The 22,818-nt window shown below is 65.0% G+C and carries 28 protein-coding genes and 2 tRNA genes; 17 read left to right on the forward strand and 13 right to left on the reverse strand.

All coding sequences use genetic code 11. From position 1 onward, the window contains the following. The first annotated feature begins 91 nt into the window (after positions 1-91). Positions 92-1,468, forward strand: coding sequence for a DUF389 domain-containing protein (locus EKH81_RS01630; RefSeq protein ID WP_132058072.1), 1,377 nt, complete (start codon positions 92-94; stop codon positions 1,466-1,468). Here EKH81_RS01630 and EKH81_RS01635 read toward each other — a convergent pair. Together EKH81_RS01635 and EKH81_RS01640 are read right to left on the reverse strand one after the other, a co-directional pair. Further along, on the reverse strand, positions 1,414-2,445 hold the full coding sequence (locus tag EKH81_RS01635) for an NOG1 family protein (protein WP_132058071.1): 1,032 nt from the start codon (positions 2,443-2,445) through the stop codon (positions 1,414-1,416). The genes EKH81_RS01630 and EKH81_RS01635 overlap by 55 nt on opposite strands. A 93-nt stretch (positions 2,446-2,538) precedes the next feature. After that, positions 2,539-2,727 carry a hypothetical protein gene (locus tag EKH81_RS01640; protein ID WP_132058070.1) on the reverse strand — a complete coding sequence of 63 codons (189 nt, stop codon included), beginning with the start codon at positions 2,725-2,727 and terminating at the stop codon, positions 2,539-2,541. 294 nt (positions 2,728-3,021) lie between these two features. Between EKH81_RS01640 and EKH81_RS01645 the strand changes: the two genes are divergently transcribed. From EKH81_RS01645 to EKH81_RS01655, 3 genes are read left to right on the forward strand one after another with little or no spacing between them, the layout of a single operon-like run. Continuing rightward, positions 3,022-3,594 (forward strand): hypothetical protein, encoded by a 573-nt coding sequence (locus EKH81_RS01645; RefSeq protein WP_132058069.1) that lies wholly within the window; start codon positions 3,022-3,024, stop codon positions 3,592-3,594. Between the two features lies 1 nt (position 3,595). Beyond that, positions 3,596-3,766: a hypothetical protein gene (locus tag EKH81_RS01650; protein ID WP_162224339.1), complete on the forward strand. Its 171-nt coding sequence runs from the start codon at positions 3,596-3,598 to the stop codon at positions 3,764-3,766. A 52-nt stretch (positions 3,767-3,818) separates the two neighbouring features. After that, a complete protein-coding gene (locus EKH81_RS01655) occupies positions 3,819-4,106 on the forward strand; it encodes a DUF8152 family protein (protein WP_132058068.1) in 288 nt (95 codons plus the stop codon). On the opposite strand, the gene EKH81_RS01660 is transcribed toward EKH81_RS01655, so the two are convergent. Beyond that, a complete protein-coding gene (locus EKH81_RS01660) occupies positions 4,103-4,444 on the reverse strand; it encodes a four-helix bundle copper-binding protein (protein ID WP_132058067.1) in 342 nt (113 codons plus the stop codon). The two genes, EKH81_RS01655 and EKH81_RS01660, sit on opposite strands and share 4 nt — an antisense overlap. Before the next feature lie 153 nt (positions 4,445-4,597). On the opposite strand from EKH81_RS01660, the gene EKH81_RS01665 reads away from it, so the two are divergent. Further along, a complete protein-coding gene (locus EKH81_RS01665) occupies positions 4,598-4,795 on the forward strand; it encodes a heavy-metal-associated domain-containing protein (protein WP_132058066.1) in 198 nt (65 codons plus the stop codon). Positions 4,796-4,900: 105 nt separating this feature from the next. Here the strand turns inward: EKH81_RS01665 and EKH81_RS01670 are convergent, their stop codons facing one another. Then, the gene (locus EKH81_RS01670; RefSeq protein ID WP_132058065.1) at positions 4,901-6,058 is read right to left on the reverse strand and encodes an NAD(P)/FAD-dependent oxidoreductase; all 1,158 of its coding nucleotides are present in this window, start codon (positions 6,056-6,058) and stop codon (positions 4,901-4,903) included. Positions 6,059-6,433: 375 nt separating this feature from the next. On the opposite strand from EKH81_RS01670, the gene EKH81_RS01675 reads away from it, so the two are divergent. The 3 genes from EKH81_RS01675 to EKH81_RS01685 all read left to right on the forward strand — a co-directional run bounded on the left by EKH81_RS01675 (position 6,434) and on the right by EKH81_RS01685 (position 9,796). Then, positions 6,434-8,110 carry an alpha,alpha-trehalose-phosphate synthase (UDP-forming) gene (locus EKH81_RS01675; protein ID WP_238392095.1) on the forward strand — a complete coding sequence of 559 codons (1,677 nt, stop codon included), beginning with the start codon at positions 6,434-6,436 and terminating at the stop codon, positions 8,108-8,110. Further along, positions 8,107-9,024: a trehalose-phosphatase gene (gene otsB, locus EKH81_RS01680; RefSeq protein ID WP_132058064.1), complete on the forward strand. Its 918-nt coding sequence runs from the start codon at positions 8,107-8,109 to the stop codon at positions 9,022-9,024. The genes EKH81_RS01675 and otsB overlap by 4 nt, the downstream gene beginning before the upstream one ends. Before the next feature lie 139 nt (positions 9,025-9,163). After that, positions 9,164-9,796: a hypothetical protein gene (locus EKH81_RS01685; protein WP_132058063.1), complete on the forward strand. Its 633-nt coding sequence runs from the start codon at positions 9,164-9,166 to the stop codon at positions 9,794-9,796. A gap of 92 nt (positions 9,797-9,888) precedes the next feature. On the opposite strand, the gene EKH81_RS01690 is transcribed toward EKH81_RS01685, so the two are convergent. Further along, positions 9,889-11,844 carry an ABC transporter ATP-binding protein gene (locus EKH81_RS01690; protein WP_162224340.1) on the reverse strand — a complete coding sequence of 652 codons (1,956 nt, stop codon included), beginning with the start codon at positions 11,842-11,844 and terminating at the stop codon, positions 9,889-9,891. A gap of 146 nt (positions 11,845-11,990) precedes the next feature. Further along, entirely contained in the window at positions 11,991-12,260 is a 270-nt protein-coding gene (locus EKH81_RS01695; protein ID WP_132058061.1) for a DUF7538 family protein, read from the reverse strand. A gap of 91 nt (positions 12,261-12,351) precedes the next feature. On the opposite strand from EKH81_RS01695, the gene EKH81_RS01700 reads away from it, so the two are divergent. The 3 genes from EKH81_RS01700 to EKH81_RS01710 all read left to right on the forward strand — a co-directional run bounded on the left by EKH81_RS01700 (position 12,352) and on the right by EKH81_RS01710 (position 13,343). Continuing rightward, positions 12,352-12,425 (forward strand) — tRNA-Val (locus EKH81_RS01700). A gap of 406 nt (positions 12,426-12,831) precedes the next feature. Next, positions 12,832-13,026 (forward strand): cold-shock protein, encoded by a 195-nt coding sequence (locus EKH81_RS01705; RefSeq protein WP_132058060.1) that lies wholly within the window; start codon positions 12,832-12,834, stop codon positions 13,024-13,026. Positions 13,027-13,270: 244 nt separating this feature from the next. Beyond that, positions 13,271-13,343, forward strand: a tRNA-Arg gene (locus EKH81_RS01710). A 40-nt stretch (positions 13,344-13,383) separates the two neighbouring features. Here EKH81_RS01710 and EKH81_RS01715 read toward each other — a convergent pair. Continuing rightward, a complete protein-coding gene (locus EKH81_RS01715) occupies positions 13,384-13,959 on the reverse strand; it encodes a DoxX family protein (RefSeq protein ID WP_132058059.1) in 576 nt (191 codons plus the stop codon). 281 nt (positions 13,960-14,240) lie between these two features. On the opposite strand from EKH81_RS01715, the gene EKH81_RS01720 reads away from it, so the two are divergent. After that, positions 14,241-15,692: an MATE family efflux transporter gene (locus EKH81_RS01720; protein WP_303646698.1), complete on the forward strand. Its 1,452-nt coding sequence runs from the start codon at positions 14,241-14,243 to the stop codon at positions 15,690-15,692. Between the two features lie 12 nt (positions 15,693-15,704). On the opposite strand, the gene EKH81_RS01725 is transcribed toward EKH81_RS01720, so the two are convergent. Further along, positions 15,705-16,685: an ornithine cyclodeaminase family protein gene (locus EKH81_RS01725; RefSeq protein WP_132058058.1), complete on the reverse strand. Its 981-nt coding sequence runs from the start codon at positions 16,683-16,685 to the stop codon at positions 15,705-15,707. A gap of 74 nt (positions 16,686-16,759) precedes the next feature. After that, positions 16,760-17,074 carry a DUF5789 family protein gene (locus EKH81_RS01730; RefSeq protein ID WP_132058057.1) on the reverse strand — a complete coding sequence of 105 codons (315 nt, stop codon included), beginning with the start codon at positions 17,072-17,074 and terminating at the stop codon, positions 16,760-16,762. Between the two features lie 99 nt (positions 17,075-17,173). Between EKH81_RS01730 and EKH81_RS01735 the strand changes: the two genes are divergently transcribed. After that, on the forward strand, positions 17,174-17,911 hold the full coding sequence (locus EKH81_RS01735; RefSeq protein WP_132058056.1) for a creatininase family protein: 738 nt from the start codon (positions 17,174-17,176) through the stop codon (positions 17,909-17,911). Between the two features lie 531 nt (positions 17,912-18,442). Here the strand turns inward: EKH81_RS01735 and EKH81_RS01740 are convergent. After that, positions 18,443-18,907, reverse strand: coding sequence for a DUF5790 family protein (locus EKH81_RS01740; protein ID WP_132058055.1), 465 nt, complete (start codon positions 18,905-18,907; stop codon positions 18,443-18,445). Between the two features lie 182 nt (positions 18,908-19,089). Here EKH81_RS01740 and EKH81_RS01745 point away from each other — a divergent pair, with 182 nt between their 5' ends. Beyond that, complete coding sequence (locus EKH81_RS01745; protein WP_132058054.1) at positions 19,090-19,473, forward strand: CBS domain-containing protein; 384 nt, start codon at positions 19,090-19,092, stop codon at positions 19,471-19,473. 39 nt (positions 19,474-19,512) lie between these two features. On the opposite strand, the gene EKH81_RS01750 is transcribed toward EKH81_RS01745, so the two are convergent. Continuing rightward, positions 19,513-19,863: a dihydroneopterin aldolase family protein gene (locus EKH81_RS01750; RefSeq protein ID WP_132058053.1), complete on the reverse strand. Its 351-nt coding sequence runs from the start codon at positions 19,861-19,863 to the stop codon at positions 19,513-19,515. A 106-nt stretch (positions 19,864-19,969) separates the two neighbouring features. Between EKH81_RS01750 and EKH81_RS01755 the strand changes: the two genes are divergently transcribed. Beyond that, complete coding sequence (locus tag EKH81_RS01755; RefSeq protein WP_132058052.1) at positions 19,970-20,578, forward strand: translation initiation factor IF-2 subunit beta; 609 nt, start codon at positions 19,970-19,972, stop codon at positions 20,576-20,578. Positions 20,579-20,636: 58 nt separating this feature from the next. Here EKH81_RS01755 and EKH81_RS01760 read toward each other — a convergent pair whose 3' ends face one another. Further along, complete coding sequence (locus EKH81_RS01760; RefSeq protein ID WP_132058051.1) at positions 20,637-20,864, reverse strand: DUF7860 family protein; 228 nt, start codon at positions 20,862-20,864, stop codon at positions 20,637-20,639. A gap of 90 nt (positions 20,865-20,954) precedes the next feature. Here EKH81_RS01760 and EKH81_RS01765 point away from each other — a divergent pair, with 90 nt between their 5' ends. Next, positions 20,955-21,200 (forward strand): DUF8151 family protein, encoded by a 246-nt coding sequence (locus EKH81_RS01765; RefSeq protein ID WP_132058050.1) that lies wholly within the window; start codon positions 20,955-20,957, stop codon positions 21,198-21,200. A 152-nt stretch (positions 21,201-21,352) separates the two neighbouring features. Next, the gene (gene azf, locus EKH81_RS01770) at positions 21,353-22,102 is read left to right on the forward strand and encodes an NAD-dependent glucose-6-phosphate dehydrogenase Azf (RefSeq protein ID WP_132058049.1); all 750 of its coding nucleotides are present in this window, start codon (positions 21,353-21,355) and stop codon (positions 22,100-22,102) included. Between the two features lie 15 nt (positions 22,103-22,117). On the opposite strand, the gene EKH81_RS01775 is transcribed toward azf, so the two are convergent. Then, on the reverse strand, positions 22,118-22,735 hold the full coding sequence (locus EKH81_RS01775; protein ID WP_132058048.1) for a DUF309 domain-containing protein: 618 nt from the start codon (positions 22,733-22,735) through the stop codon (positions 22,118-22,120). Positions 22,736-22,818 lie beyond the last annotated feature (83 nt).

Below are 22,818 nucleotides of genomic sequence, written 5' to 3' on the forward strand. Positions count from 1 at the left end.
ACCGGGTGATTTTCTTCCATCGGAATTTCGTCGCCACAGACCGCCTCACAACGGCCTGAACGTTTTTTGGCGGGTGTCACGTGCTACGTTCGTGCGCGTAGTTCACGTTCTCATCCCCGACGACCACCGCGCCTCCGCCCTCGACGCTCTCGACGAGCGCGAGGTGGAGTACGTCGTTCTCGAAGACGGCGACGAGTCGATTCTGGTGGAGTTCCCGATTCCGACCGACGCGACCGGCGACGTGTTCGACGCGCTTCACGACGCTGGCGTTCCCGAGGACGCCTATCGGGTGGTCTCGACGGGCGAAACCGCCACCACCGGCACGATGGACGACCTGATGGACAGGTACGCCACGAACTACGACCCGCTCTCGGTCGCGGAACTCAAATCCAAGTCCCGAGATTTGAGCCGCGACCCGCTCTCGTTCGTGGGTCTCGTGGTCCTGAGCGCCATCATCGCCGCGGGGGGACTCCTGCTCGATTCGCCCGCCATCATCGTCGGCGCGATGGTCATCGCCCCGCTGGTCGGGCCGGTACTGACCGCGAGCGCCGGGATTATCACGGGCGACGAGGGAATGTTCGCCGACAGCGTTCGCCTCCAGGTCGTGGGACTCCTCGCGGCGGTCGTCGGTGCCGGACTGTTCGCGTTCGCCGCGCGAACGTTGGCGTTCGCTCCGCCGGTTCTCGACGTGACCTCCGTCGAGGTCATCGTCTCGCGGGCCGCGCCCAACTTCCTCACGATTGCGGTCGGAATCACCGCCGGAGTCGCCGCGGCGTTCGGCCTGACGACGAAGGGACCGACCTCGCTCATCGGCGTGATGATAGCCGCCGCCCTGGTTCCGGGCGCGTCGGCGACGGGAATCGCGCTCGTGTGGGGCGAGTTTCTGATTGCGGCCGGGGCGTTCACCGTGCTGGCGGTCACGGTTCTCGGCATCAACTTCGCGGTGTTTTTCACGCTCACGACGCTCGGCTATCGGACGAATCTCGGCGCAGTCGTCCCGTCGGTCGAAAGGACGGTTCGAACCGGCGCACTCGTGGTCGTCGCCGTCCTTCTCGTCGTCGCCAGCGGCGTCCTCGTCTACGCGACGTTTTACCACTTCGAGTACGAGTACGAGACCAAGCAAGCGGCGCAGGACGTGCTCTCACAATCGGAGTACGCCGACCTCAACGTCAGCACCGTCCGGGTCGGGTACGGACTTCCGGCGACGGTGTTCGACACGAAGCCGGCGGTCACGATTGGAGTCAGTCGCCCCCCGGGGTCGGAGTACCCGGAGCTTTCGACCTCGCTCCGCGACGAAATCGTGAACCGGACCGGCCAATCGACCGCGGTTCGGGTGCAGTTCACCGACGTGCAGACCGCGAGGGAGCTATCCGACCCCCCGACCGTCGCCACGAAAATCGGGTCGGAAGTCGGTTACGAGGCGTCTCGGTCGCGCTCGCGGTCGTCGAAAGGGAGTTCGATTTCGTAGCCGGTCGCTTCGACCGCCTCGTCGAGGACCCCATCGACGTTCTCGTCGTTCTCGATGCTCATGTAGGCGTCGGCGTCTACGTCGGTCGAGAGGTCCGACTTGTTGCAGACCGTGAGGACGGTCACGTCCTCGAACTGCGCGGAAAGCGCGTCCCGGAGTTCGAGTTGGGCGTCGAGCGGGTAGCCGCAGTAGCCGCTCGCGTCCACCACGAACACGATGGCGTCGGCGAGGTGGGTGAGCGCCGAGACCGCCTGGTTCTCGATGTCGTTGCGCTCGTCGGCCGGGCGGTCGAGCAGGCCGGGAGTGTCCACGATTTGGTAGCGGATGTGGTCGCGCTCGAAGTGGCCGACACGGACGCCCTTGGTCGTGAAGGGGTACTCCGCGATTTCGTTCCGGGCGTTCGTGACCTCGTTGACGAACGACGACTTGCCGACGTTGGGGTAGCCCGCGACCACGATGGTCGGCTCGTCGGGGTCGATGTCCGGGAGGTCTCGGAGGTCGTTCCGCGCCTTCCCGACGCGCAGGAGGTCGTCTTCGACCTCCTCCACGATGTCGGCGAGTCGAGCGAACCCCTGCTTGCGGACCTTTCGGTCGTAATCGAGGTCGCCTGTGAGCTTCCCCTGATACTCCCGGCCGATTTCGTGGGTCTTTCGGCTGGCCCACTGAATCTCCGAGAGGCTCTTTCGCAGTTCGTCGACACCGCCGGACCCTTGGTCCGGCGAGCCATCCGAGCGCGGCTCGGAGACATCTACGATTGCATCCGCGAGTTCGTAGTAGAAGGGGTCCACGTCCCGGAAGTCGGGCCACTCAGTCGCGATGTTGCCCAAATTGTCGCTCAGGATGTTGGAGGCGGTCTGGAGCATCGACTGCTGGGCCTGCGTGCCGCTCTTGGCCCGGCCCGCCCTCGCGGCCCGCGAGAACGCCTTGTCGATGAGTTCCTCCGACGTGGGCGTCGTCGGGAGGGATTCGAAAATCATGGACGTACGTAGCTCTCGCGGGCTTAAAAGCGCGTCCATACTGATGCGACGACCGACCGCCGCGCGCCGACTGCGCGCGGCGGTCGGTCGTCGCTACTCGTCGGCCTGTTCTGCGGCCATCTTCAGTATTCGGGGCGTGACCACGACTTCGAGAACGGCGAGTCCCAGCACTATCCACCGAATCGTGCCCTCGAGGAAGGTGAACGCGACCACCACGAGAATGGCGGCGCTACTCAGACCGAGTCCGTACCGGAGAGACGGATTTTCGAACGGGGAGTCCATGCGGGAGAGTCCGACCACGACAGTTTAATTGTTGTCATATTCGCCCGAGTTGTTCGACTTCAGCGCTGAATATGAGTCGATAGAAATCGACACCGTTCGTGTTGTTCTATCGAATATCAAAGATTAATTACTCCGCTAATCGCACGCTCTCGTATGGCGCGACGACGGGGGCCCAGAGCGAGAACGTACCGCGGAGACGACCCGCGCTCTGACCGACGGTCGGATTCGACGCGAAGCGGCCCTGAACCACGACAGGATGCTGTAGACCGTTTCGAGCGAATGTTGGACATTCAGGTGTCCACACTCGACGGAATCGACGACAAAGCCGCTCGCCTCATCAGCTTCGTCGGCGTTCTTCTGGGTGTGATTGCGACTGCTGCACGAATCGTCCCACGGATGGCCAACGGTGGCTCGGATTTCATCGACGGCGGGTCAATCGCCGGTGCCATCGCCCTCCTTATCGGTGTGTTCGGTCTCCTCCTGTCGCTCGTCTACGCCACTATCGCATACTTGAGCACGGAGTTCGACTACGGACTCGACGCGAACATCGCGGACGCGTTAGCGAGAGAAGACGAGGTTCGAGAACAGACGTATCGAACCGTCGTCCTCCGCGCCTACGCCGATTCGATTCGGGAGAACAAGCCCGTTATCGATACGAACGCCCGCCGATTTCGCTACGCCCTCGCAGCACTCGTCGGTGCCTTGTTCGCACTGATGTTCTCGGTCGCCTACTATCTGATTCCGTTGCCTGACACTGTCGAACTGCTGTTGTTGTTCTTCGGCGCAATCGTCGTCGGCTCGCTCTGCCTTTATATTCGCGACGAAGCATATTTAAGTACAGACGAAGAAAACGCCACCACGGAGTAGTATGAGCCAACGAATCAGGAAGACGGACGACGACGATTCGGACCTCAGCGTCACCGAGCAGCGAGTCCGCGACCTGCTCGGGGATGCGAGCTCGTACATCGAAGACGGGGAAGTTCGACCGATGCGGGAACGGTTGAGCAAAAGTGGCGGCGACGAGGACGGTTCTAACTGATTTTCGACGCGTCGTTCCCTCTGTTGCAGTACCGCGGTAGTGGAGGAGCGTAATGACCGATTCAGATACCGACCTCCGCGAACTCGTGGCCGACCTCCACGCCCACCTCGAAGCGACCGCCGAACTCCCGGTCGAGGCGTCGGCGAGCAGGTGGCTCGGCGAGGCCGAAGCGGTCTGTGAGGACGCGGTCGGGCCGGACGTTCCCGAAGCCGTCGTCGAAAAACGCGTCGAACAGGTCAGGATGCTCCTCTCGAACGTCGAGACGACCGGAAGCGACCGAGCCGACGACCACGTTTCGGCGGCGCGCGAACTCGCCGCCGAAATCGAGTCGCGACTCTAGGACGCCATCTGGCGGCACGTCTCGGCGCACTCCCGGAGCACGTCGGCACACACCTGACAGTGTTCGTGGTCGTGCTGGTCGCACTCGTCGGCGCACTCCTCGCAGGCGTCCGCGCAGGTCGCCGCGAGGTCGTCGCTGTACGCCGAGTTCCGGACCATGAACCGGGCGTGCATGTTGGCGATGTCGGCCACGTCCCGGCAGAGTCGGATGCACCGGGCCATGTCCTCGTCCTCGTCGAGACACTCGTCGGCGCACCACTCGCACGCCTGGGTGGCTTCGAAGCAGTTGTCGATGCACTCGTCCATCAGGTCGCTCACGTCGAGTTGCTGTAGCGCCATCGCACAGGACGTACGACGGCCTCGTTCACGTCGTTTGAGGCTAGCGTTCCGAGACGAACGGTCTCCGAGACTTCAGTTTCCAAGGCACGACCCGAAATCACCCTCGACGCGCGAGGGGAAACCACGAAAAGGCACGAGACCTAAGAGGGAGACATGACGCGACAGATTACCGTCGAAGGCATGAGCTGTGGCGGCTGTGAGGAGACAGTCGAGAACGCGCTCCGGGACGTTCCGGGCGTGACCGACGCCGAAGCCGACAACGAGACCGACACCGTGACCATCGAGGGCGACGCCCCCGACGCCGACCTCGTGGCCGCTGTCGAGGACGCGGGCTATCAGGCGACGGCCTGATTGGCGTCCAATTTTCGGACTTTCGCGCTCGCACGCCGGTCGCGAGCGACCGGCGTGCGAGCGCGTTAGGCGACGTTCGGGTGCGCGACAGCGCGTTCGGTCGTCTCACGCCACGTTCCGCTCTTCCAGCAGGTCGCCGTCCTCGAAGCGGTCGCTCCCGAGCGACGAGATATCGACCAGCGACGCCTCGCCGTCGAAAATCAGCTCCGTGACGATTCGGCCCGTGGCGGGCGCGTGCTGGAAGCCGTGGCCCGAGAAGCCGATGTTGTTGACGAGCCCCGGAACCGTTTCCTCCAGAATCGGGTGGTGGTCGGGCGTGACCGCGTACAGTCCGGCCCACCCGCGCTTGATTCGCGAGTCGGGGCCGAAGTAGCCCGCGCAGTCGGCGGCGCGTTCGATGGCTTCGACCGCCCAATCAAGGTCCTGCTTCTCACTGAACGCGTCCGGGTCGGCGTCGGGGTCCGGACCGTCGAAGTGACCGCCGACCAGCGCCGCGCCCTCGCGTTCGGGTCGGAAGTGCGTCCCGGTGTCGAGGTCGATTGTCAAGGGCACGTTCTCGGGAACCGGCGTCTCGGGGTCCACGACGAGCATCTGCCTGCGCTTGGGCGCGACCGGGAGAGTCACTCCGGCCATCTCGGCGACCTTGCCCGCCCACGGCCCGGCGGCGTTGACGACGTAGTCGGTCTCCTCGCGCTCGCCGTCCGCGGTCAGTCCGGTCACCCGCCCCTCCCCGTCGCCCTCGCGATGGATGTCGGTCACGGGGGTCTTGGTTCGGACCTCGACGCCCGCCTCGTGGGCCGCGGTGGCGAACCCCTGTAGCGCGAGGTGGGGGTCGGCGAAGCCGTCGGTCGGCGAGTAGGTCGCGGCCACGAACTTCTCGGCGTGGAGTTCCGGGCAGTGTTCGGTGGCTTCCTCGGGGTCGAGAAGCCTGCTGGGCACGCCGCGGTCGTTCTGCATCGCGACGTTGTCCTCGAACTGGGCGGCAGTCGCGTGGTCGCGGGCCAGAAACAGGTAGCCCGCCCGCCGGTACGCGATGTCGGTGTCGAAATCCTCTTCGAACGTGTCCCAGACCTCCATGCTGGCGAGCGAGAGTTCGACGTTGACCGGCGTCGAGAACTGGGCTCGGATGCCGCCCGCCGACCGCTCGGTGCTTCCGCTGCCGAGCGACCCGCGCTCGTACAGCGTCACGTCGGCCCCGCGCTCGGCGAGGTAGTAGGCGCTCGCGAGTCCGATGATGCCGCCACCCACGACAGAGACTTGCATGGGTGTCTTTCGGGGGGGTCGCGTGTTAACCGTTACTTTGTCGGCCGATTGGACGGCGGATTCGTCGCAGAAGTGCCACGTTCGCTTTCGGACAGTCGCCCGCCAACCGGGTCGGGGCCCGCCCCACCACCGCCCGCCCCCCCGCGGAACCACGGACGCCCCCCCCCCCTCCCCCCCCCCCCCCTCCCCCCCCCCCCCCCCCCCCCCCGCCCCCCCCCCCCCCCCCCCCCCCCCGACCCGGTGGAATTCGTCGGCACGACCCCGGCCGAAACGTCCGGGTCCGGGGAAAGCCGCCGTTACCGCGGCGTAGGGTCGTCGTACTCTCTGAGTCGAATCGTTCGGCTTTTCGAACGGTTCTGAACGGACGACTGGGTTATGCGCCCGACTCCGCAAACGTCCGATAGCGAACTCGCCGACGACGCGTGCGTCGTCGGCGAAACCCAGCTCAAAATGACTTCGAACACGACAGGGGCGACAGCCGAATCCGCCGCCGAGACCGTCGCCGCGGTCTGTGAGGGCCGCGAACTCGTCGTCGTCTCGAACCGCGAACCGTACAGCCACCGCCGCGAGGACGGCGACGTCGTGGTGGACCGCCCGGCGGGCGGTCTCACCGCGGCGCTCGACCCCGTGATGCAGGCCGTCGAGGGAACGTGGGTCGCGTGGGGCGACGGCGACGCCGACCGCGAAGCGGTCGATTCGGACGGCACCGTGACGGTCCCGCCCGAGGACCCCTCCTACGACCTCCGCCGGGTGTGGCTCGAAGACTCACAGGTCGAGGGCTACTACGCCGGGTACAGCAATCAGGTCCTCTGGCCGATATGCCACCTCGACACCGCGAAGATGCGCCCGAAGGAGTCGTTCTGGCGGGCGTACCGCGAGACGAACGCCGACTTCGCCGACGCGATACTCGACGCGACCGGGAGCGACCGACGCGGGACCGCGGCCGACGGCCGCGGTCCCGCAGACCGGCGCGACACGGACGACCGGAACGGCACTACCGACGGCCCGGTAATCTGGTTTCAGGATTACCACCTCGCGCTCGCGCCCCGGCGCGTGCGCGAGGAACGCCCGGAGGCGTTCCTCGCGCACTTCTGGCACATCCCGTGGCCGTCGTGGGACGCGTTTCACGCCTGCCCGCAGTACGAGAGCCTGCTCGACGGCCTGCTGGCGAACGACCTGCTCGGCTTTCACACCGACGGGTACTGCCGGAACTTCCTCGACTCGGTCGAGGCCGCGACCGACGCCCGCGTGGACCGCGCGAGCAGGAGCGTCGAATATCGCGGCAATCGGACGTTCGTCCGGGTGCTCCCCCTCGGCATCGACGCCGCCCGACAGGCCGAACTCGCCGATAGCGAGGCGGCCGACGACTTCTGGGAAGCGTTCTGCGTGGAGTACGACATCGACCCCGACACCAGATTCGCGCTCGGCGTCGAGCGCCTCGACTACACCAAGGGCATCGAGCAGCGCCTCGACGCGCTCGAACGCTTCTGGGCCGACAATCCGGAACGGCGCGGGACGTTCACCTACGTCCAGAAGAGCATCGAGAGCCGGAGCGACATCCCGGAGTATCAGGCGCTTCAGAAACGCGTCGCCGATGCCATCGAGCGAGTCAACGACCGCTTCGGGACCGACCACTGGACGCCGGTGGTGTCGCTGACCGAACACCTCCCCAAGCCGGGTCTCGCCGCGCTCTACCGGGAGGCCGACCTCGCGCTGGTCACGCCGGTCCGCGACGGCATGAACCTCGTCGCCAAGGAGTACGTCGCGGCTCAGACCCGCGACCCCGGCGTGCTGGTCCTGAGCGAACTCGTCGGCGCGGCCGACCAACTCGGCGACGAGTCGGTGCTGGTCCACCCCCACGACACCGCGGGGACCGCCGACGCCATCGCCGAGGCGCTCTCGCTGTCGGCGACCGAGCGCCACCGACGGATGACCGACCTCCAGCGCGCGGTCCACGCCGAGGACGTGTACGCGTGGCTCGAATCGACCTTCGAAACCGCGGCCGCAATCGAGCGCGGCCAGAGTGTCACCCGTGCTGGACCCGAGCGATGAACGGGAACGAGTCGGCCGCGACCCGAGACCCGTCCGCACCCCGAGAATCGCCCGAGAACCGACGTTCGAACGCCGACGCGGCGGCCCCGCCGCCGATACGCGACCACCTCCACGTGCTGGTCGAGGCGCTACTCGCTCACGACGGCCTGCTGGTCGCGCTCGACTTCGACGGGACGCTCGCCGCCATCGAACGCAGGCCCGACGAGGCGACCCTGCCCGACGCGACCCGCGAGGTGGTCGAATCGCTCGCCGCCGCCCCCGACGCGGAAGTCGCGGTCGTCAGCGGCCGGGCGCTCGGCGACGTGCGCGAGCGCGTGGCGGTGCCCGACGCGTCCTACGCGGGCAATCACGGTCTCGAACTTCGGACCGACGACGAGTACGTCGTCCACCCGAAAGCGCGGGCGGTCGAGGACACCATCGGAATTCTCTGCGACGGCCTCTCCCGACGACTGGCCGGTGTCGATGGCGTCATCGTCGAGAACAAGGGGGTCACCGCGACGGTCCACTACCGACTCGTCGCCGACGGGGACGTGCCCGCGGTCGAACGTGCGGTCGAGACGCTCGCGGCGGACCACGACGAGGTCCGCCTGACGACCGGCAAGGACGTGCTCGAACTCCGGCCCGCGGTCGAGTGGGACAAGGGCGAAGCGGTCCGATGGCTCGCCGACGAACTCGTCCCCGAGGACGAACGCTGGCTCCCCGTCTACGTCGGCGACGACACCACCGACGAGGCGGCGTTCGGCGTCCTCGACGACGGCGGGCTCGGTGTCAAGGTCGGCGACGACCCCGCGACCGACGCGCCCTTCCGGGTCGCCGACCCGGAGGCCGTTCGGGCCGTGTTGTCGTGGCTCGACGCCTACGGGCTGACGTTTCTCCGGACTCCGCCGAGCGAGGTGCCGGTCGGCACCGCGTGAGACTCTGCCGGTCTGTATCGCGTGAGGCCCCGCCGGTCGCCCCCGCGTAACGCCGCGTTGAACCCCCGCGAGCACGGGCGAACTGTCTGAACGGTCGGCTCAGTTTATCCGCCGAATCGGTCAATCTTTGCGGAGAACCATGGCGACTGACGATTCCGACGACGAGACCCGCGAGGACCGAACCGCACCGAGCGACCCGGACACCCCCGAAAGGCCGACCGACTGGACGTACCGAAACGGCGGCCGCGACGACGGCACTCGCAGAGGGACGCGCGGTGAGACGGCCCAGCAGTCGATGGCCAGACTCTCGGAGCGCCCGTCGTTCGGTCGTCGGTACGGGTCGAACGACTACGCAGGGGGACAGCAGGCCGGGCGACGGTACGGCTCCAAACCGCCGACTCGGACGGCCGAAACCCGAACGAGTGCGAATCGGCCGTCCGAGCGACCGCCGGGGCAACCGAAGCGTTCCGGCGGACGCGACCCGTCCGTCGAGGAGCGGACCGCCGACTCCTCGCCGCCGAAGCGGACCCAGCCGATGCGGGAGCCGTCGGAACCCCGCGACGAGCCCGAGACGAGCGACGAATCCGAAACGAGCGATGACCAGCAACCCCCGCTGTACGGCGGGACGTTCGAAGGGAGTTCGAGTCGGCGGCGCGCGAGCGAGCGCGAACGCGCCCAGCGCGAGTACGAGCGACGGACGGACCGACAGTGGGACCGTCAGCGCGACCTCCAGCGCGACAAGAGCGGTCAGGGGTTCCGCCGGGGTCGGTAATCGCCCCGTCGCCTCGTCACCGAGTCACCGAATTGCGAGTCGCCGAGTCGCCCGCGACAGCGGGGGACGCCGCGGCGGCAGACGGACTGCGGTCAGTCGTCGGTCGCGTCGGTTCTGGCCGTCCGGCGAGTCGCGCGCTCGATGAACTCCTCGGGGAGTTCGTCTATCTCTCCGGCCTGGACGCCCCAGAGGTGGGCGTAGAGACCGTCCTCGCCGAGGAGGTCGTCGTGGGTGCCTCGCTCGACGATTTGGCCGCCTTCGAGGACGACAATTTGGTCGGCGTCCTTGATGGTCGAGAGGCGGTGGGCGATGGCGAACGTGGTCCGGTCGGCGGTGAGGTCGTCGAGGCTCCGCTGGATGAGCATCTCGGTCTCGGTGTCCACGTCGCTGGTCGCCTCGTCGAGGACGAGGATGTCGGGGTCCTTGAGGACCGCCCGCGCGATGGAGATGCGCTGGCGCTGACCGCCCGAGAGTTTCACGCCGCGCTCACCGACCTCGGTGTCGTAGCCCTCCGGCAGATTCTCGATGAAGTCGTGGGCCTCCGCCGCCTTCGCGGCTTCCACGATTTCGTCGTGGTCGGCGTCGAACGCGCCGTACGCGATGTTCTCGGCGACCGTGCCGTAGAACATGAACGTGTCCTGGCTGACGTAGCCGATGGACTGACGCAGACTCGGCAGGCTCACGTCCCGGAGGTCGGTGCCGTCGATGCGAATCGCGCCCTCGTTCACGTCGTACATCCGCAACAGGAGCTTGAGGACGGTGGACTTGCCCGCGCCGGTGGGACCGACCAGTGCGAGCGTGTCGCCGCCTTCGACTTCGAAACTGATGTCGTCCACGATGGTCTCCTCCTCGTCGTAGCCGAAGGTCACGTCGTCGTAGACGACTTCGCCGTCATCGACCATCAGTTCCTCGGCGTCGGGGTCCTCGGTGATTCGGCTCGGTTCGTCCATCAGTCCGAAGATGCGGGCGCTGGACGCGTACGCGCGCTGGTACATGTTGATGATGGACCCGAACTGCGCCATCGGCCAGATGAACCGCTGGGTCAGCAGGATGAACGTGACGAACTCGCCGCGGCTGAGGTCGCCGGTGAAAACCCACGGCGCTTCGCCGTTGAACACCCACAGGCCGCCGACGATGAACGTCAGCGCGAACCCGAGACCCGAGAGTATCTGGAGCGACGGGAAGAACTTGATTCGCGTGATAATCGCACCCCAGTTCGCGCCGAAGTACTCGTTCGACACGTCCTCGACGCGGTCGGACTCGTAGGACTCGGTGTTGCTCGTCTTGATGACCTGAATCCCGCCGAGGTTGTTCTCCAGCCGGGAGTTCACCTTGCCGACCGTCGAGCGAACGTCGGCGTACTTCGGCTGAATAATCTGGATGAATTTGTACGTGAAGAGGGCGATGAGCGGCACCGGGACCAACGAGACGAACGCGAGCTGCCAGTTGATAGAGAAGAGGACCGCGGCGATGGCGGCCACCATCACGCCGAGTCGGAACCCGGAGTTCATCCCGTCGTTGAGGAACCGTTCGAGGCGGTTCACGTCGTTCGAGAGGATGGACATCATCTCGCCGGTCTGCTTGTCGGCGAAGAAGTTCATGTTCAGCCGCTGCATCTTGTCGTAGGTGTCGGTCCGGACCGAGTGCTGGATGTTCTGGGCGAACGAGTTCCAGCCCCAGTTTCGCGCCCAGTGGAACGCCGCGCCGAAGCCGAACGCTGCACCGATAATCCCGACCGAGAACCAGAACTGGTCGGTCGTTCCGGCGGGGACGAACTGGGCCGCCGTACCTGCGCCGAGGAGCGGTATCTGACCCGCGAGCGCCACCGCGTACGCGACTCCCTCCCCCTCGGCGAAGAGCGCGTCGATGGCGACACCGAGGATGATGGGCGGCAACAGATTCAACACCCGCGCGAAGATGCTCGCCACGATACCGGTGACGAACGCGAATTTGTTCTCGGACCCGTATTCGAGGAACAGCCGCTTCATCGGATTCTCGGCGTTCTCCCGTTGTTCCTCGAACGGGTCGTCTTCGTCAGTGATATCCATTATCAATCTGAAAAAGGTCAGCTCTTGAAAGTCTTTCCTTCGAATCGAAATACTTTCGCCGATATCCGTCCATAGGGGTTCGAAACTGAAGGAGACGACGCTCTTAGCAGTGTTGTTGATTCGCTAACAAGGAACACGAAATTTACTCACAGCGTTCGACTCTCGATTTCGGGGTCCACCTCCGCCGCCGCCAAGTCCTGTCGAATCCGGTCGCGGAGCGGGTCCGGGACCGTGTTTCGACCGACCGGAACCGCGACCTCGCCGTCGCCTTTCACCTTCCAGTAGACGACGCACTCGCTCGGCGCGTAGTACTCGATGCTGTAGTGGTCGCCGCCGCCTTGATAGTGGATGCGGGCCGCGAACCCCTCGGCCTGCCAGCCGTCCTGCTCGGCGAGCGCCTCCACGTGTTCGTCCATGCGAGAACGGTCGCGGGCGGGTGTGGTAGTGGTTACGAAAGGCGGATGAGAAAGTAACAGTTATTTCCGGCGAGACGCTTGGTTCGGACACGGGTTCGTGGTCTAGTTGGTTATGACGCGGCCTTTACAAGGCCGAAGTCGGTGGTTCGAATCCGCCCGAACCCACTGAATTTTCCGCGAGTACGTCGGCGAGCAGTTTATCTGCTCGCCATTTCACGAGCGGTAATCGAGGCTCGTGAGGGCGGATTCGAACCCTGCCAGTCGCGCGCAACGGAGTGAGCACGTCTGGCCCCGGTTCGAATCCGCCCGAACCCACTTTTGACGGTGCAACGCGACGAGCGACGCGAATTCTCGCGTCGCTCGTCTTCCGAGCCCCGATTTACGAATTGGAGATACGGAGGGGATAGGACGGAAAGCCGTGAAATGGCGACAGAATGCTTCGGAAAGGTTCCGAATCCGATTCACTTGACCATTCTAATTCGATTCTCCTCGATATTCGTCCATAAATCCGATTATTTGCTGGACCTACTTCCAAAGTCTTATCCGTGTAACGGCCATTCGTCTATTCGCAATGGCAGAAGGAAACGTTGACTTCTTCAACGACACTGGCGGCTACGGTTTCATCTCGACGGACGACGCGGACGACGACGTATTCTTCCACATGGAGGACGTTGGCGGCCCCGACCTCGAAGAGGGAACGGAAATCGAATTCGATATCGAACAGGCCCCCAAGGGCCCCCGCGCGACTAACGTCACGCGACTTTAAACTGCGCGCAACCCGCCTGACGGCGGAATGAACGCGTTTTTACGGACACTACTTCCCGGCGAGCGACCGCGCCGCATCCGAGCGGCTCGGTGTTCGCGAGCGAGAGCTATCTCGCCGTGAAATTTGCTCCTATCGGTACCGTCTGTTGAGAGGCGACACAGATTCAACTGAAGAGATTGGCCGCACGCTGAGGACTTGCGTGTTTCACAATCGTTAAGCCCGCGAGTCGAGTACCTCCGTGTGAGGGCGGCTAGTTCAGCGGACAGAACGTTTGGTTCCGGACCAAAAGGTCGTGGGTTCAAATCCCATGCCGCCCGCTTTTTGTCGCGAGTACGGTTTCAGAGCGAAAACAGTCGCTTACCCGAGGAGATAGTCCAACACGGGGTATCTCTCGACGAGCGGAACGCCGCCAACTTCGTACTGTTCGACGTACTGGTCGAGACCGAGGATGCGACCCGCGCCGAACGCCGCGACCGCGAGGAACACGAGCATGTACGCGAAGTCGCCGTTGATGAAGCCGTGGGCCATGTCCCAGTTGCCGAAGTAGAACATGAGCATCATGAGCGCGCCGAAGAACGCCGCGAGGCGAACGACTGCGCCGACGAGCAGGCCGAGGCCGATGAACAATTCGCCCCACGGGACCGCGACGTTCGCGAACTCCACGAACCACGCGGTCTGGCCCATCCACGCGAACACTTCTGCGAGGGGGTTGCCGTTCGTCGCCGCGACGTTGGTGAGATAGCCCCCAGCGCTGAACGGTTCGGGACCGACGATTTTCGTGAATCCGGAGTATGCGAAGGCCCACCCCATCATGAGGCGAAGCGCGAGGACGAACCACGCGCTCAGACTGTGAGCGCGGGTGCGGACGGTGTAACCGCCGATGGTGCTTTCGAACGAGTTCGGTGTGGTAGTCGCAGTTGGTTGTGTCGTCATTGGCAAAACTTCCTACTTCTTTAGAGGACCTATAACTATATTAAGTTATTGAGATAGAGTATAGCACGCCAATCTATAACTTATACAGATAATATCTCGGTCGAATTATCGGGCGCCCGCCGTCTCTCCGCCGTCGTGTCACTCGATACCGCATCTCGAAAATTGATTTACGGACGACATGAATACAGAACTGACGCTGACGATTCGCCCTCCAACCGATTTCGAACCGTCCGACGCACAACCCACAACTTTCAAATCCGCAACTTTCGTTCCGAAATACAATGGACCCCGCAACCTCGAACGACTCGATAACCGAAGGCGGGTTAGTCCGACCGATGTTCCGGTTGGCGTGGCCCATCGTGGTCATTCAGCTCCTCCAAGTCACGTACAACATCGCGGACACGTTCTGGCTCGGGCGGCTGTCTGCCGACGCGGTCGGTGCGATTAGCCTCGCGTTCCCGCTCATCTTCCTCCTCATCTCCATCGCGGGCGGGTTCACCACCGCCGGGAGCATCCTGGTCGCCCAGTACACCGGCGCGGAGAGCGAAGGCTCCGCCGGAAAGGTCGCGGGCCAGATTCTGATGTTCGTCACGATTCTGGCGCTCCTCCTGAGCGCAATCGGCTACGTCGCCACCGAGCCGATGCTCGCGGCGCTCCCGAGCCAGGGCCAGACCACCGCCCAGATAATTCCGCTCGCCGCCGACTACATGGAGGTGTTCTTCCTCGGACTCCCGTTCCTGTTCGGCTTCTTCGTGTTCTCGTCGCTGATGCGGGGCTACGGCAACACCCGGACGCCGATGCGCGTGATGCTCGTGAGCGTCGCGCTCAACGTCGTCCTCGACCCGTTCCTCATCTTCGGGTGGGGTCCGTTCCCGGCGATGGGAATCGAGGGCGCGGCGCTGGCGACCATCTTCTCGCGAGGGGTCGCCAGTTTGCTCGGATTCTACATCTTGTTCGTCGCGCGCGCCGGTCCGGACGTACAGGTCGGCTACCTCGTCCCCGACTTCAGCTACATCTGGGACATCGTCCGCATCGGCGTCCCCTCGACGCTCGAACAGTCGATGAGCGCGCTCGCCATGATAACGCTGACCGCGATGGTCGTCCAGTTCGCGCCGCCGGTCGTCTCGGCGTACGGACTGGGCAACCGACTCGCGTCGCTCGTCTTCCTCCCGGCGATGGGTCTCGGCCGAGCGACGAACACGATGGTCGGCCAGAACCTCGGCGCGCAAAAGTCCGACCGGGCCGAGCGTGCGGTGTGGATTGCCACCAAGGTCGGCGCGAGCGTGATGGTCGGAGTCGCAGTTATCGCCGCTCTGTTCCCCGAACCAATCGTCGCGGTGTTCATGGCGACCGGCACCGACGCCGCGGCCCAGACGGTCGAGTACGGCGCGGAGTACCTCCGCATCCGGTCGGTCGAGTTCGGCTTCATGGCAGTCCTCCAGGTGATGCTCGGCGCGTACCGCGGCGCGGGCAACACCAAGACCGCGATGATGTTCTCGATGGTCGCACTCTGGCTCGGCCGCGTTCCGACGGTGTACTACCTCGCGTTCGTCGCCGACTGGGGACCGACCGGCATCTGGGTCGGGATGGCGCTCGGCAACGTCCTCGGCGCAATCGCGGCCGCGCTCTGGTTCACCCGAGGGACGTGGAAGGAGACCGTCATCGACGAGGAACCGGAGGTCGAACCGACCGCCGGGTCGCCCGACGCTTCAGGAACTTCCGAGAGCAAATAACCGTCACACCACCTACAGCGCCACGTCCGTCCCGATTCCCTTCTCCTCGGCCTCCTCGAAGACGTATCCCGCTGTCGCGGCGTCGAGTACCGCGGTCCCGACGCTCTCGACCACGATGATTTCGTCCTCACCTTCCCGACCCGCCCGGCCCTCGAACACGTCCGAGAGCGGGGCGAAATCGTCGGCGTCGAGCCCTGCCTCCAGCGCGTCCCCGATTTCCGCGACCTCTTCGGGCACGTCGGCGAAAATCCCGCTGGCGCGCTCGAACGTCTCGGTGTCGAGTTCGCGCATCTCCGCGGCGTAGGCCCCGACCGCCACCACGAGCGTTCCGGTATCGAGTGCTGTGCCGGGGAACACCGGACTGGTCGCGGTCGTCGCGGTCACGACGACGCTCGCGCCCGAGACGGCGTCCTCGGACGACTCGACGGCTTCCACCGGTACGCCGAGCTCCGCCCGGAGGTCGTCGGCGCACTCGTATTTCGAATCGCTCGGCGAGAATACTCGGACCGATTCGAGGCCGGTCGCGGCCGCGATTGCGCGCGCTTGCCAGCGCGCCTGCGTGCCCGCGCCGAGGATTCCGAGCGTGACCGCCTCCGGGTCCGCTGCGAGTTCGGCGGCCGCGAGGCCGCCGATACACCCCGTTCGAGCGCTGGTGACTCTGGTCCCCGCCATGTAGGCCGCGGGAAGGCCCGTGTCGGCCTCTGTCAGCGCGATTTGGGCGTTGACGGTCGGCAGGCCGCGCTCGGCGTTGCCCTCGTGGACGCTCGCCAACTTCGTCGCGTAGTGGGCCAAACCGTGGAGGTACGCGGGCATCACCAGACCGGTCCCCTTCGGGTCGGAACTCCCGAATCCCGCACCGACCGGGAAGTGCGGGCGTTCCGGACGCTCGACTTCGCCCCGGCCCTGTTTGACGAACGCGTCGCGGACGACCGGCAGAAGGTCGTCGAGCGAGAGACAGTCGGCCACTTCGCCGTCGGAGAGGATGCGAACCATATCGGCGGTTCGCGGGCCGGGTCGTTAGGGTTTCGGCTCCCGGAAGTCCGAATCCCGAAGCGACGACTTCGGCGCTACAGCGCCTCGTCGTTCTCGCTTCCCTCGGTGTTCGGTCCACGGTCGGAGTAGCCTTGCCGACCCACCGCCTCGCTACTCACCCGGTTCAGGATGGTCTGTTTCACCTCGTCGGCCGACTCGAACTCCTCGTCGCCGCCGGTCACGAGTACCTCTCGGAACGATTCGGACCCGCCCGACATCTCGACTTCGTGGTCGCCGTATCGGTCGAGGAGTTCGTCGGCCGAGACGGGATACTCCTCGCTCTGGAGTTCGTCTTCGAGGTCGCCGAGTTCGAGACCAAGTTCGCGGCTGTCGTCGCCGGATTCACTCATGGACCGAGGTACGCCACGAATCCGAATAAGGCCGGTGGCCCCTACCGAATCTGGACCGAATCCGGGGGCTACAAGTCCGCGCTCGCCTTTTCGGAGAGCATGGACCTCTTCGACGCGACGTGGACCGACGCCGACGCCGCGGCGACGGACCTCGCGATTCTGCCGGTCGGGAGCACCGAACAGCACGGTCCCCACGCACCGCTCGGAACTGACGCGCTGACTGCCGAGGCGGTCGCGGAGGCGGGTGCAGAGTCACACACTGGCGAAGTGGTCGTCGCGCCCGCGATTCCAATCGGAGTCGCCGAGGAACACCGCCAGTTCACCGGAACGCTGTGGGTCAGCGACGAGACGTTTCGGAGCTACGTCCGCGAGACGGTCCAGAGCCTCGCGTCCCACGGCTGGGACCGGGTGGTCATCGTCAACGGCCACGGCGGGAACGTCGCGGCGCTCCGGGAAGTCGCGGGCACCATCACCCGCCACGACGACGCCTACGCCGTCCCGTTCACGTGGTTCGAAGCGGTGGGCGAACACGCAGACGACATGGGTCACGGCGGGCCGCTCGAAACCGCGCTCCTCCGGGCCGTCGCGCCCGAATTAGTGAGAGAGGGCCGAATCGAGGAGGCACGCGAGGGAGCCAGCGAGGGATGGGGCGAGTGGGTTAGCCACGCGAATCTCGCGTTCGACTCGGCGGAGTTCACCGAGAACGGCGTCGTCGGCGACCCCGAAGAGGGCGACGCCGACCGGGGCGAGCGACTGCTCGAACTCGCGGGTGCGGCGCTGGCGAAACTCCTCGCCACGGTCGAGGAGCGCGACGTGAGCAGGCCGCCGCACAAGTGAGTCGTCCGGGGTTTGTTCCCAACATTTTCACTCTCGGCGGTCGGCGCGCGCTGGCGCGCCCTCGTGGCGCGCCAAATCGTGCGAGGGATGAGTATCGCAGGGAAGGAGCGACCGAAGGGAGCGACTGACTGAGAAACGCAGTCGGTTGGGGAGGCGTGAGGCCTGCGGTCGCGGTGCTGTGCGGTCTTCATAGGTGACGTGCGAGCAGGACGCTTTGTTGACGAAATAAGTGAGTGAGGACGCCTTGTTGACGAAATAAGTGAATGAGGACGCCTTGTTGACGAAATAAGTGAATGAGGACGCCTTGTTGACGAAATAAGTGAGTGAGGGCGCTTTGTTGACGATACAACCGAGTGAGGACGCCTCATTACGATACAACAGGGTACGGACACCTCATTACGATACGAGCGAGAACGCCCGACTGACAGCGAGAACGAGACGAACCCGCCACCAATCGAGAGAACGCGAGCAAGACGCTCCGGTAGCACGAGAACCGCCGTCAAATCCGACCGTCTCAATCAAACCCCGGCCTCACGCTTCGGCTGCTTCGGCCTCCTCTTCGTCCTCATCTTCGTCGCCCTCGTCTGCTTCCGCTTGTTCATCTTCGGAGTGCAGTTCCTCCAGCGCGTTCTTCAGGCCCGGAATCGTGCTCGTCAGGTCACCCACCTGCTCTTTCGCGTCGGCCACGTCCTCGACGGCTCCTTCGATGCGCTCGATTTCGTCCTGAAGGTCCTCGGCGTCGTCGAAGGCGTCGGCGCGCTCGCCCATCGTGTACCACTTCTTGGCGTCTCGGAGGTGGTCCTCGGCGTCGCCGGTGTCGAGCGCCGACCGGAGCGCGTTGAGCGCGCCGAGGGTGTTGTCGGCGTCCACGCTCCAGATGTCGTCGGCGTCGGGGAGCGCGGCCGCGGCGTCCGCGAGACTCGATTCGACATCGTCCCGAACTTCGGTGGCCGCCTCGCCGAACAGTTCGTCCTCGTCGAGTGTCGATTGGCTCATACGTTCGGTTTCGACCCCATTCCTTTTAAAACCACGCCCGAAACCGAAAGTGAAACCACCGGACGCATCGCGGTCGAGTCGAGCGAAATCGAAACCAACGACCCGCGCCGAGAAAAATCGCATCCGGCATCACCTTTGAACGAACACAAATCCTTATGCCCGATGAGCGGGACGTGAACGCTATGGACGACATTTTCGTCGGACGACTCATGTCTTCGCCGGTTCGAACGGTCACGCCCGACACGCCCGCGCACGTGGCTGCAGAGACGATGCTCGACCACGACATCGGTTCGGTGGTCGTCGTCGAGGAGGGCCGACTCGAAGGCATCCTCACCGCGACCGACTTCGTTCACGTCGCGGCCGAGCAGCGGTGGGCCGCCGACGCGACGGTCGCGACGTACATGACGACCGACGTGGTGACGACGACGGCGAACGACTCCATCGCCGACGTCGCCGACGTGATGCTCGAACGCGGCTTCCAGCACGTCCCGGTCGTGGACGCCGACGACAACGTCGTGGGGATGCTCTCGGCGACCGACCTCACCGCGTACCTCTCGGAGATGTAAGCGGCGAGCGAAGGACGCGAAGCGGGCGGCCTCGCCGCGTTACTCTTCGACCGACTCGATTTTCATCAGGGGGTAGCCATCCTCCATCTCCATCCGCGTGTGGACTTCGACGCCCTCGTGTTCGACCGCGATTTCGACCTCCATGAACCGACCGGTGAGTTCGGTGTAGCTCCCGGCGGACGCGTCGTCGATTTCGGCGTCGAGTTTCTCGGTCAGAATCTCGACTCGCACGTCCTCGCAGAACGGCTGATTCTCGATGGACTCCTCGATTGCGGTTTCGAGGCTCGCCGCGCTCTCGGGACTGACGGGCGTGCCAGCGAACTGGTGGTAGAGCGCGCCGAACTTGATTCCCGCCTCGAAACAGGCGGCGTCTCGGTCGGTGGGGTTCATACTCGCCACGACGACTTCGGGGAAATAAGTGACTGTGCTTTCGCCTCGAACGCTCCGCGCCGAGACGACACGGAATACCTATCCGTCTCGGATACCTTCTTGGCGTATGGACTATGGAGCAAGCCTCGACCGCGCGATGGACAAGGTCCCGGATTTCGAGGGCCACGACGAGCGATTCAGCTACCCCGACGCGACCGCCCAGAAGGACGGCGCGTTCACCCGACTCACGAACCTGAGCGACATCGCCGACGCGCTCGGCCGGGACACCGAACACATCCACAGCGCGCTCCAGCGCGAACTCGGTACGAACGGCAAACTGGAGGACGGACGCGCCCGATACAACGGGACGTTCACCGGTGCGGACTTCGACGCCGCGCTCGAAAGCTACGTCGAGGAGTTCGTCCTCTGTTCGGAGTGCGGTCTGCCCGACACCCGACTCGTCCGCGAGAACCGGAATCTGATGCTCCGGTGTGACGCCTGCGGTGCGTTCCGTCCCGTCACCAAGCGTTCGACCACCTCGAAGAATCAGAACCGCGAGGCGGTCGAGGAGGGTGCCACCTACGAGGTCAAGATTACGGGCACCGGCCGCAAAGGCGACGGCGTGGCCGAGAAGGGCAAGTACACCATCTTCGTCCCCGGCGCACAGGAGGGCGACGTGGTGCAGATTTACATCAAGAACATCAGCGGGAACCTCGCGTTCGCGCGACTCGCCTGAGTCCGCGCTTTCTCTCTCGTCTCTTCTCTCTCGTCTTTCGTCTCTCATCTCCGCTCCGCTACTCGGTCAGCGGTAGCACGACGCCGAACACCAGCGGGAACAGCAGGATGCCGAGCGTGCCGAAAACCTCCATCTCGAAGAACAGCGTGTGCTCCCACGCCGGAAGCGAGAGGTGCATCGCCGACGCGGCGAGTTCGCCGCCCGCGCCGACCGCGAGTACCGCCAGACTCATCAGGAATCCCATTTTCGCCCACCGTTCGTAATTTACGGCTCCGTATCGACCCATACCGCCGTGGTCCGTTTCGGCACCCGAAAAGTGTTCCTACATCTGACCCACGCGAAAGGACCATATGACGCGAACTCCTTCGCGGAACTGATGAACGAAGCGTTACTCGACCTCGGAGCCGAACTCCTCGCGACACTGCTGTACGTCGCGGGAACGCTCGCACTTTCCGCGCTCGGTGTCGCCGCAGAGTACAACGGCCTCCAGCAGTTGCTCGGGGGGGACCAACTCCTCGCGGCGTGGTACGCCTACGTCGGCGTCGTCGCGCTCGCGTTCGGCGCGACCCTCCTGCGCGAGAAGGTGCTACCGCGTCTCGCGGGCCGCGACCAGTCGGCGTGATAGTGATTGCTGTGATTATTGTCAGCACCTCCGGAATTTTCGGGGTATCGAGGGGGTGAACCCGCCGATATGTGACTATCTGGTGGGAAAGAGTCACAGCACTCACTATGAATCGCACCTTACTTATCGCCCCCATCCGTCCCTCCGCTTGAATGGACGACCCAGTCCTGCTGACGGGCGCGGAGGGCCGCGTCGGGCAGGCCATCCTCTCGGACCTCTCCGACGAATACGAGTGGCGACTGCTCGACCGCGACCCGCCGACTCGCGACACTTCCCACGAGTTCGTCGTCGCCGACATCACCGACGAGGAGGCCGTCCGCGAAGCGGTCGAGGGCGTGAGCGCGATTATCCACCTCGCGGGCGACCCCCGGCCGGAGGCCCCGTGGAACAGCGTCTTGGCCAACAACATCGACGGCACCCAGAAGCTCCTGGCGGCCGCCGCCGACGAGGGCGTCGAGAAGTTCGCGTTCGCCTCCTCGAATCACGCGGTCGGAGCCTACGAGACCGACGAGCGCACGCCCGACCTCTATCGCCCCCACGACGACTTCCGACTCGACGGCACCGAACTCCCGCGACCGAGCAACCTCTACGGCGTGAGCAAGGCCAGCGGCGAAGTCCTCGGGCGGTACTACCACGACCACCACGACCTGAGCGTGGTCTGTGTCCGCATCGGAAACCTCACCAAGGGCCACCCGCCGCGCGACTACGAGCGCGGACAGGCGATGTGGCTCTCGCATCGGGACTGTGCCCACCTGTTCGACAGATGCCTGCAGGCCGACTACGACTTCGAAATCGTCTACGGCATCTCGGACAATGACCGGAAGTACTACTCCATCGAGCGCGCGAAGGAAGTACTGGGGTACGACCCCGAAGACAACTCCGCGGAATTTTCCGACGAGTAACTCCGACTCCCCGCCTCACTCGAACAGTCCGTCCACGTCCTCCTCGCGGTGGCGTCGCTTCTCGACGTGCTGGCGGAGTCGCTGGAAGATAATCCCGCGATTCGGCGCATCCCGAGCGAAGTCCATCACGAAGGTCACGAACTCGCTGGACGCCCGTCCCGAATCGAGGTCGGCGCGGGCGTACTCGGCGGCCCGTTCGATGACTTCCTCGTCGTAGCCGTACTCTTCCGCGATAATTTCGGCCGCGATTGCGGCCGCGTCGAACCGGAGGTCTTCGGGCATCACGGCCCGCCCCTCGTGGGTCAGTTTCGGCGGCGCGGCGCGCTCGACGTGTTCCGGGTCGGCCGCGACCGCCCGGAGGTACGCCCGGACCTCGCCGACGTTCACCTCGCGGTAGTCGGCCGGGAGGTCGGCGAGGTACCCCGCGGCGCTCTCGGCCAGTCCCCGGACGCCCTCCCAGTTCGCGCCGTGGGCATGGTGGACCACCGCCGTGAACTGGATGAGACCGTGGAGGAATCGCTCGTCGTCGGTTCCGGGGTCGAGGTCGAGCCAGAACGCCTCCCACGCGTCGTGGGCCGCGTGGAACTCCCCGGCGTTGTAGACCGCGATTCCCGCCCGGAGATGGTGTTTCATGGGGGAATCTTTGGTTTCTGTGTGGAAGATTCTTCGGGACTCGTTTTCTTGGCGGGGAACTCGTTCTGAACAGCAAACTGCTT

Source organism: Halorussus amylolyticus, assembly GCF_004143485.2.
GTDB lineage: Archaea > Halobacteriota > Halobacteria > Halobacteriales > Haladaptataceae > Halorussus > Halorussus amylolyticus.

Excerpts from the sequence above, each read along its gene's own strand:
- EKH81_RS01635 (WP_132058071.1), bottom strand. The coding sequence starts at position 2,445 with ATGATTTTCGAATCCCTCCCGACGACGCCCACGTCGGAGGAACTCATC.
- EKH81_RS01640 (WP_132058070.1), bottom strand. The coding sequence starts at position 2,727 with ATGGACTCCCCGTTCGAAAATCCGTCTCTCCGGTACGGACTCGGTCTG.
- EKH81_RS01650 (WP_162224339.1), top strand. The coding sequence starts at position 3,596 with ATGAGCCAACGAATCAGGAAGACGGACGACGACGATTCGGACCTCAGC.
- EKH81_RS01655 (WP_132058068.1), top strand. The coding sequence starts at position 3,819 with ATGACCGATTCAGATACCGACCTCCGCGAACTCGTGGCCGACCTCCAC.
- EKH81_RS01660 (WP_132058067.1), bottom strand. The coding sequence starts at position 4,444 with ATGGCGCTACAGCAACTCGACGTGAGCGACCTGATGGACGAGTGCATC.
- EKH81_RS01665 (WP_132058066.1), top strand. The coding sequence starts at position 4,598 with ATGACGCGACAGATTACCGTCGAAGGCATGAGCTGTGGCGGCTGTGAG.
- EKH81_RS01670 (WP_132058065.1), bottom strand. The coding sequence starts at position 6,058 with ATGCAAGTCTCTGTCGTGGGTGGCGGCATCATCGGACTCGCGAGCGCC.
- EKH81_RS01675 (WP_238392095.1), top strand. The coding sequence starts at position 6,434 with ATGCGCCCGACTCCGCAAACGTCCGATAGCGAACTCGCCGACGACGCG.
- otsB (WP_132058064.1), top strand. The coding sequence starts at position 8,107 with ATGAACGGGAACGAGTCGGCCGCGACCCGAGACCCGTCCGCACCCCGA.
- EKH81_RS01685 (WP_132058063.1), top strand. The coding sequence starts at position 9,164 with ATGGCGACTGACGATTCCGACGACGAGACCCGCGAGGACCGAACCGCA.
- EKH81_RS01690 (WP_162224340.1), bottom strand. The coding sequence starts at position 11,844 with ATGGATATCACTGACGAAGACGACCCGTTCGAGGAACAACGGGAGAAC.
- EKH81_RS01695 (WP_132058061.1), bottom strand. The coding sequence starts at position 12,260 with ATGGACGAACACGTGGAGGCGCTCGCCGAGCAGGACGGCTGGCAGGCC.
- EKH81_RS01705 (WP_132058060.1), top strand. The coding sequence starts at position 12,832 with ATGGCAGAAGGAAACGTTGACTTCTTCAACGACACTGGCGGCTACGGT.
- EKH81_RS01715 (WP_132058059.1), bottom strand. The coding sequence starts at position 13,959 with ATGACGACACAACCAACTGCGACTACCACACCGAACTCGTTCGAAAGC.
- EKH81_RS01720 (WP_303646698.1), top strand. The coding sequence starts at position 14,241 with ATGGACCCCGCAACCTCGAACGACTCGATAACCGAAGGCGGGTTAGTC.
- EKH81_RS01725 (WP_132058058.1), bottom strand. The coding sequence starts at position 16,685 with ATGGTTCGCATCCTCTCCGACGGCGAAGTGGCCGACTGTCTCTCGCTC.
- EKH81_RS01730 (WP_132058057.1), bottom strand. The coding sequence starts at position 17,074 with ATGAGTGAATCCGGCGACGACAGCCGCGAACTTGGTCTCGAACTCGGC.
- EKH81_RS01735 (WP_132058056.1), top strand. The coding sequence starts at position 17,174 with ATGGACCTCTTCGACGCGACGTGGACCGACGCCGACGCCGCGGCGACG.
- EKH81_RS01740 (WP_132058055.1), bottom strand. The coding sequence starts at position 18,907 with ATGAGCCAATCGACACTCGACGAGGACGAACTGTTCGGCGAGGCGGCC.
- EKH81_RS01745 (WP_132058054.1), top strand. The coding sequence starts at position 19,090 with ATGGACGACATTTTCGTCGGACGACTCATGTCTTCGCCGGTTCGAACG.
- EKH81_RS01750 (WP_132058053.1), bottom strand. The coding sequence starts at position 19,863 with ATGAACCCCACCGACCGAGACGCCGCCTGTTTCGAGGCGGGAATCAAG.
- EKH81_RS01755 (WP_132058052.1), top strand. The coding sequence starts at position 19,970 with ATGGACTATGGAGCAAGCCTCGACCGCGCGATGGACAAGGTCCCGGAT.
- EKH81_RS01760 (WP_132058051.1), bottom strand. The coding sequence starts at position 20,864 with ATGGGTCGATACGGAGCCGTAAATTACGAACGGTGGGCGAAAATGGGA.
- EKH81_RS01765 (WP_132058050.1), top strand. The coding sequence starts at position 20,955 with ATGAACGAAGCGTTACTCGACCTCGGAGCCGAACTCCTCGCGACACTG.
- azf (WP_132058049.1), top strand. The coding sequence starts at position 21,353 with ATGGACGACCCAGTCCTGCTGACGGGCGCGGAGGGCCGCGTCGGGCAG.
- EKH81_RS01775 (WP_132058048.1), bottom strand. The coding sequence starts at position 22,735 with ATGAAACACCATCTCCGGGCGGGAATCGCGGTCTACAACGCCGGGGAG.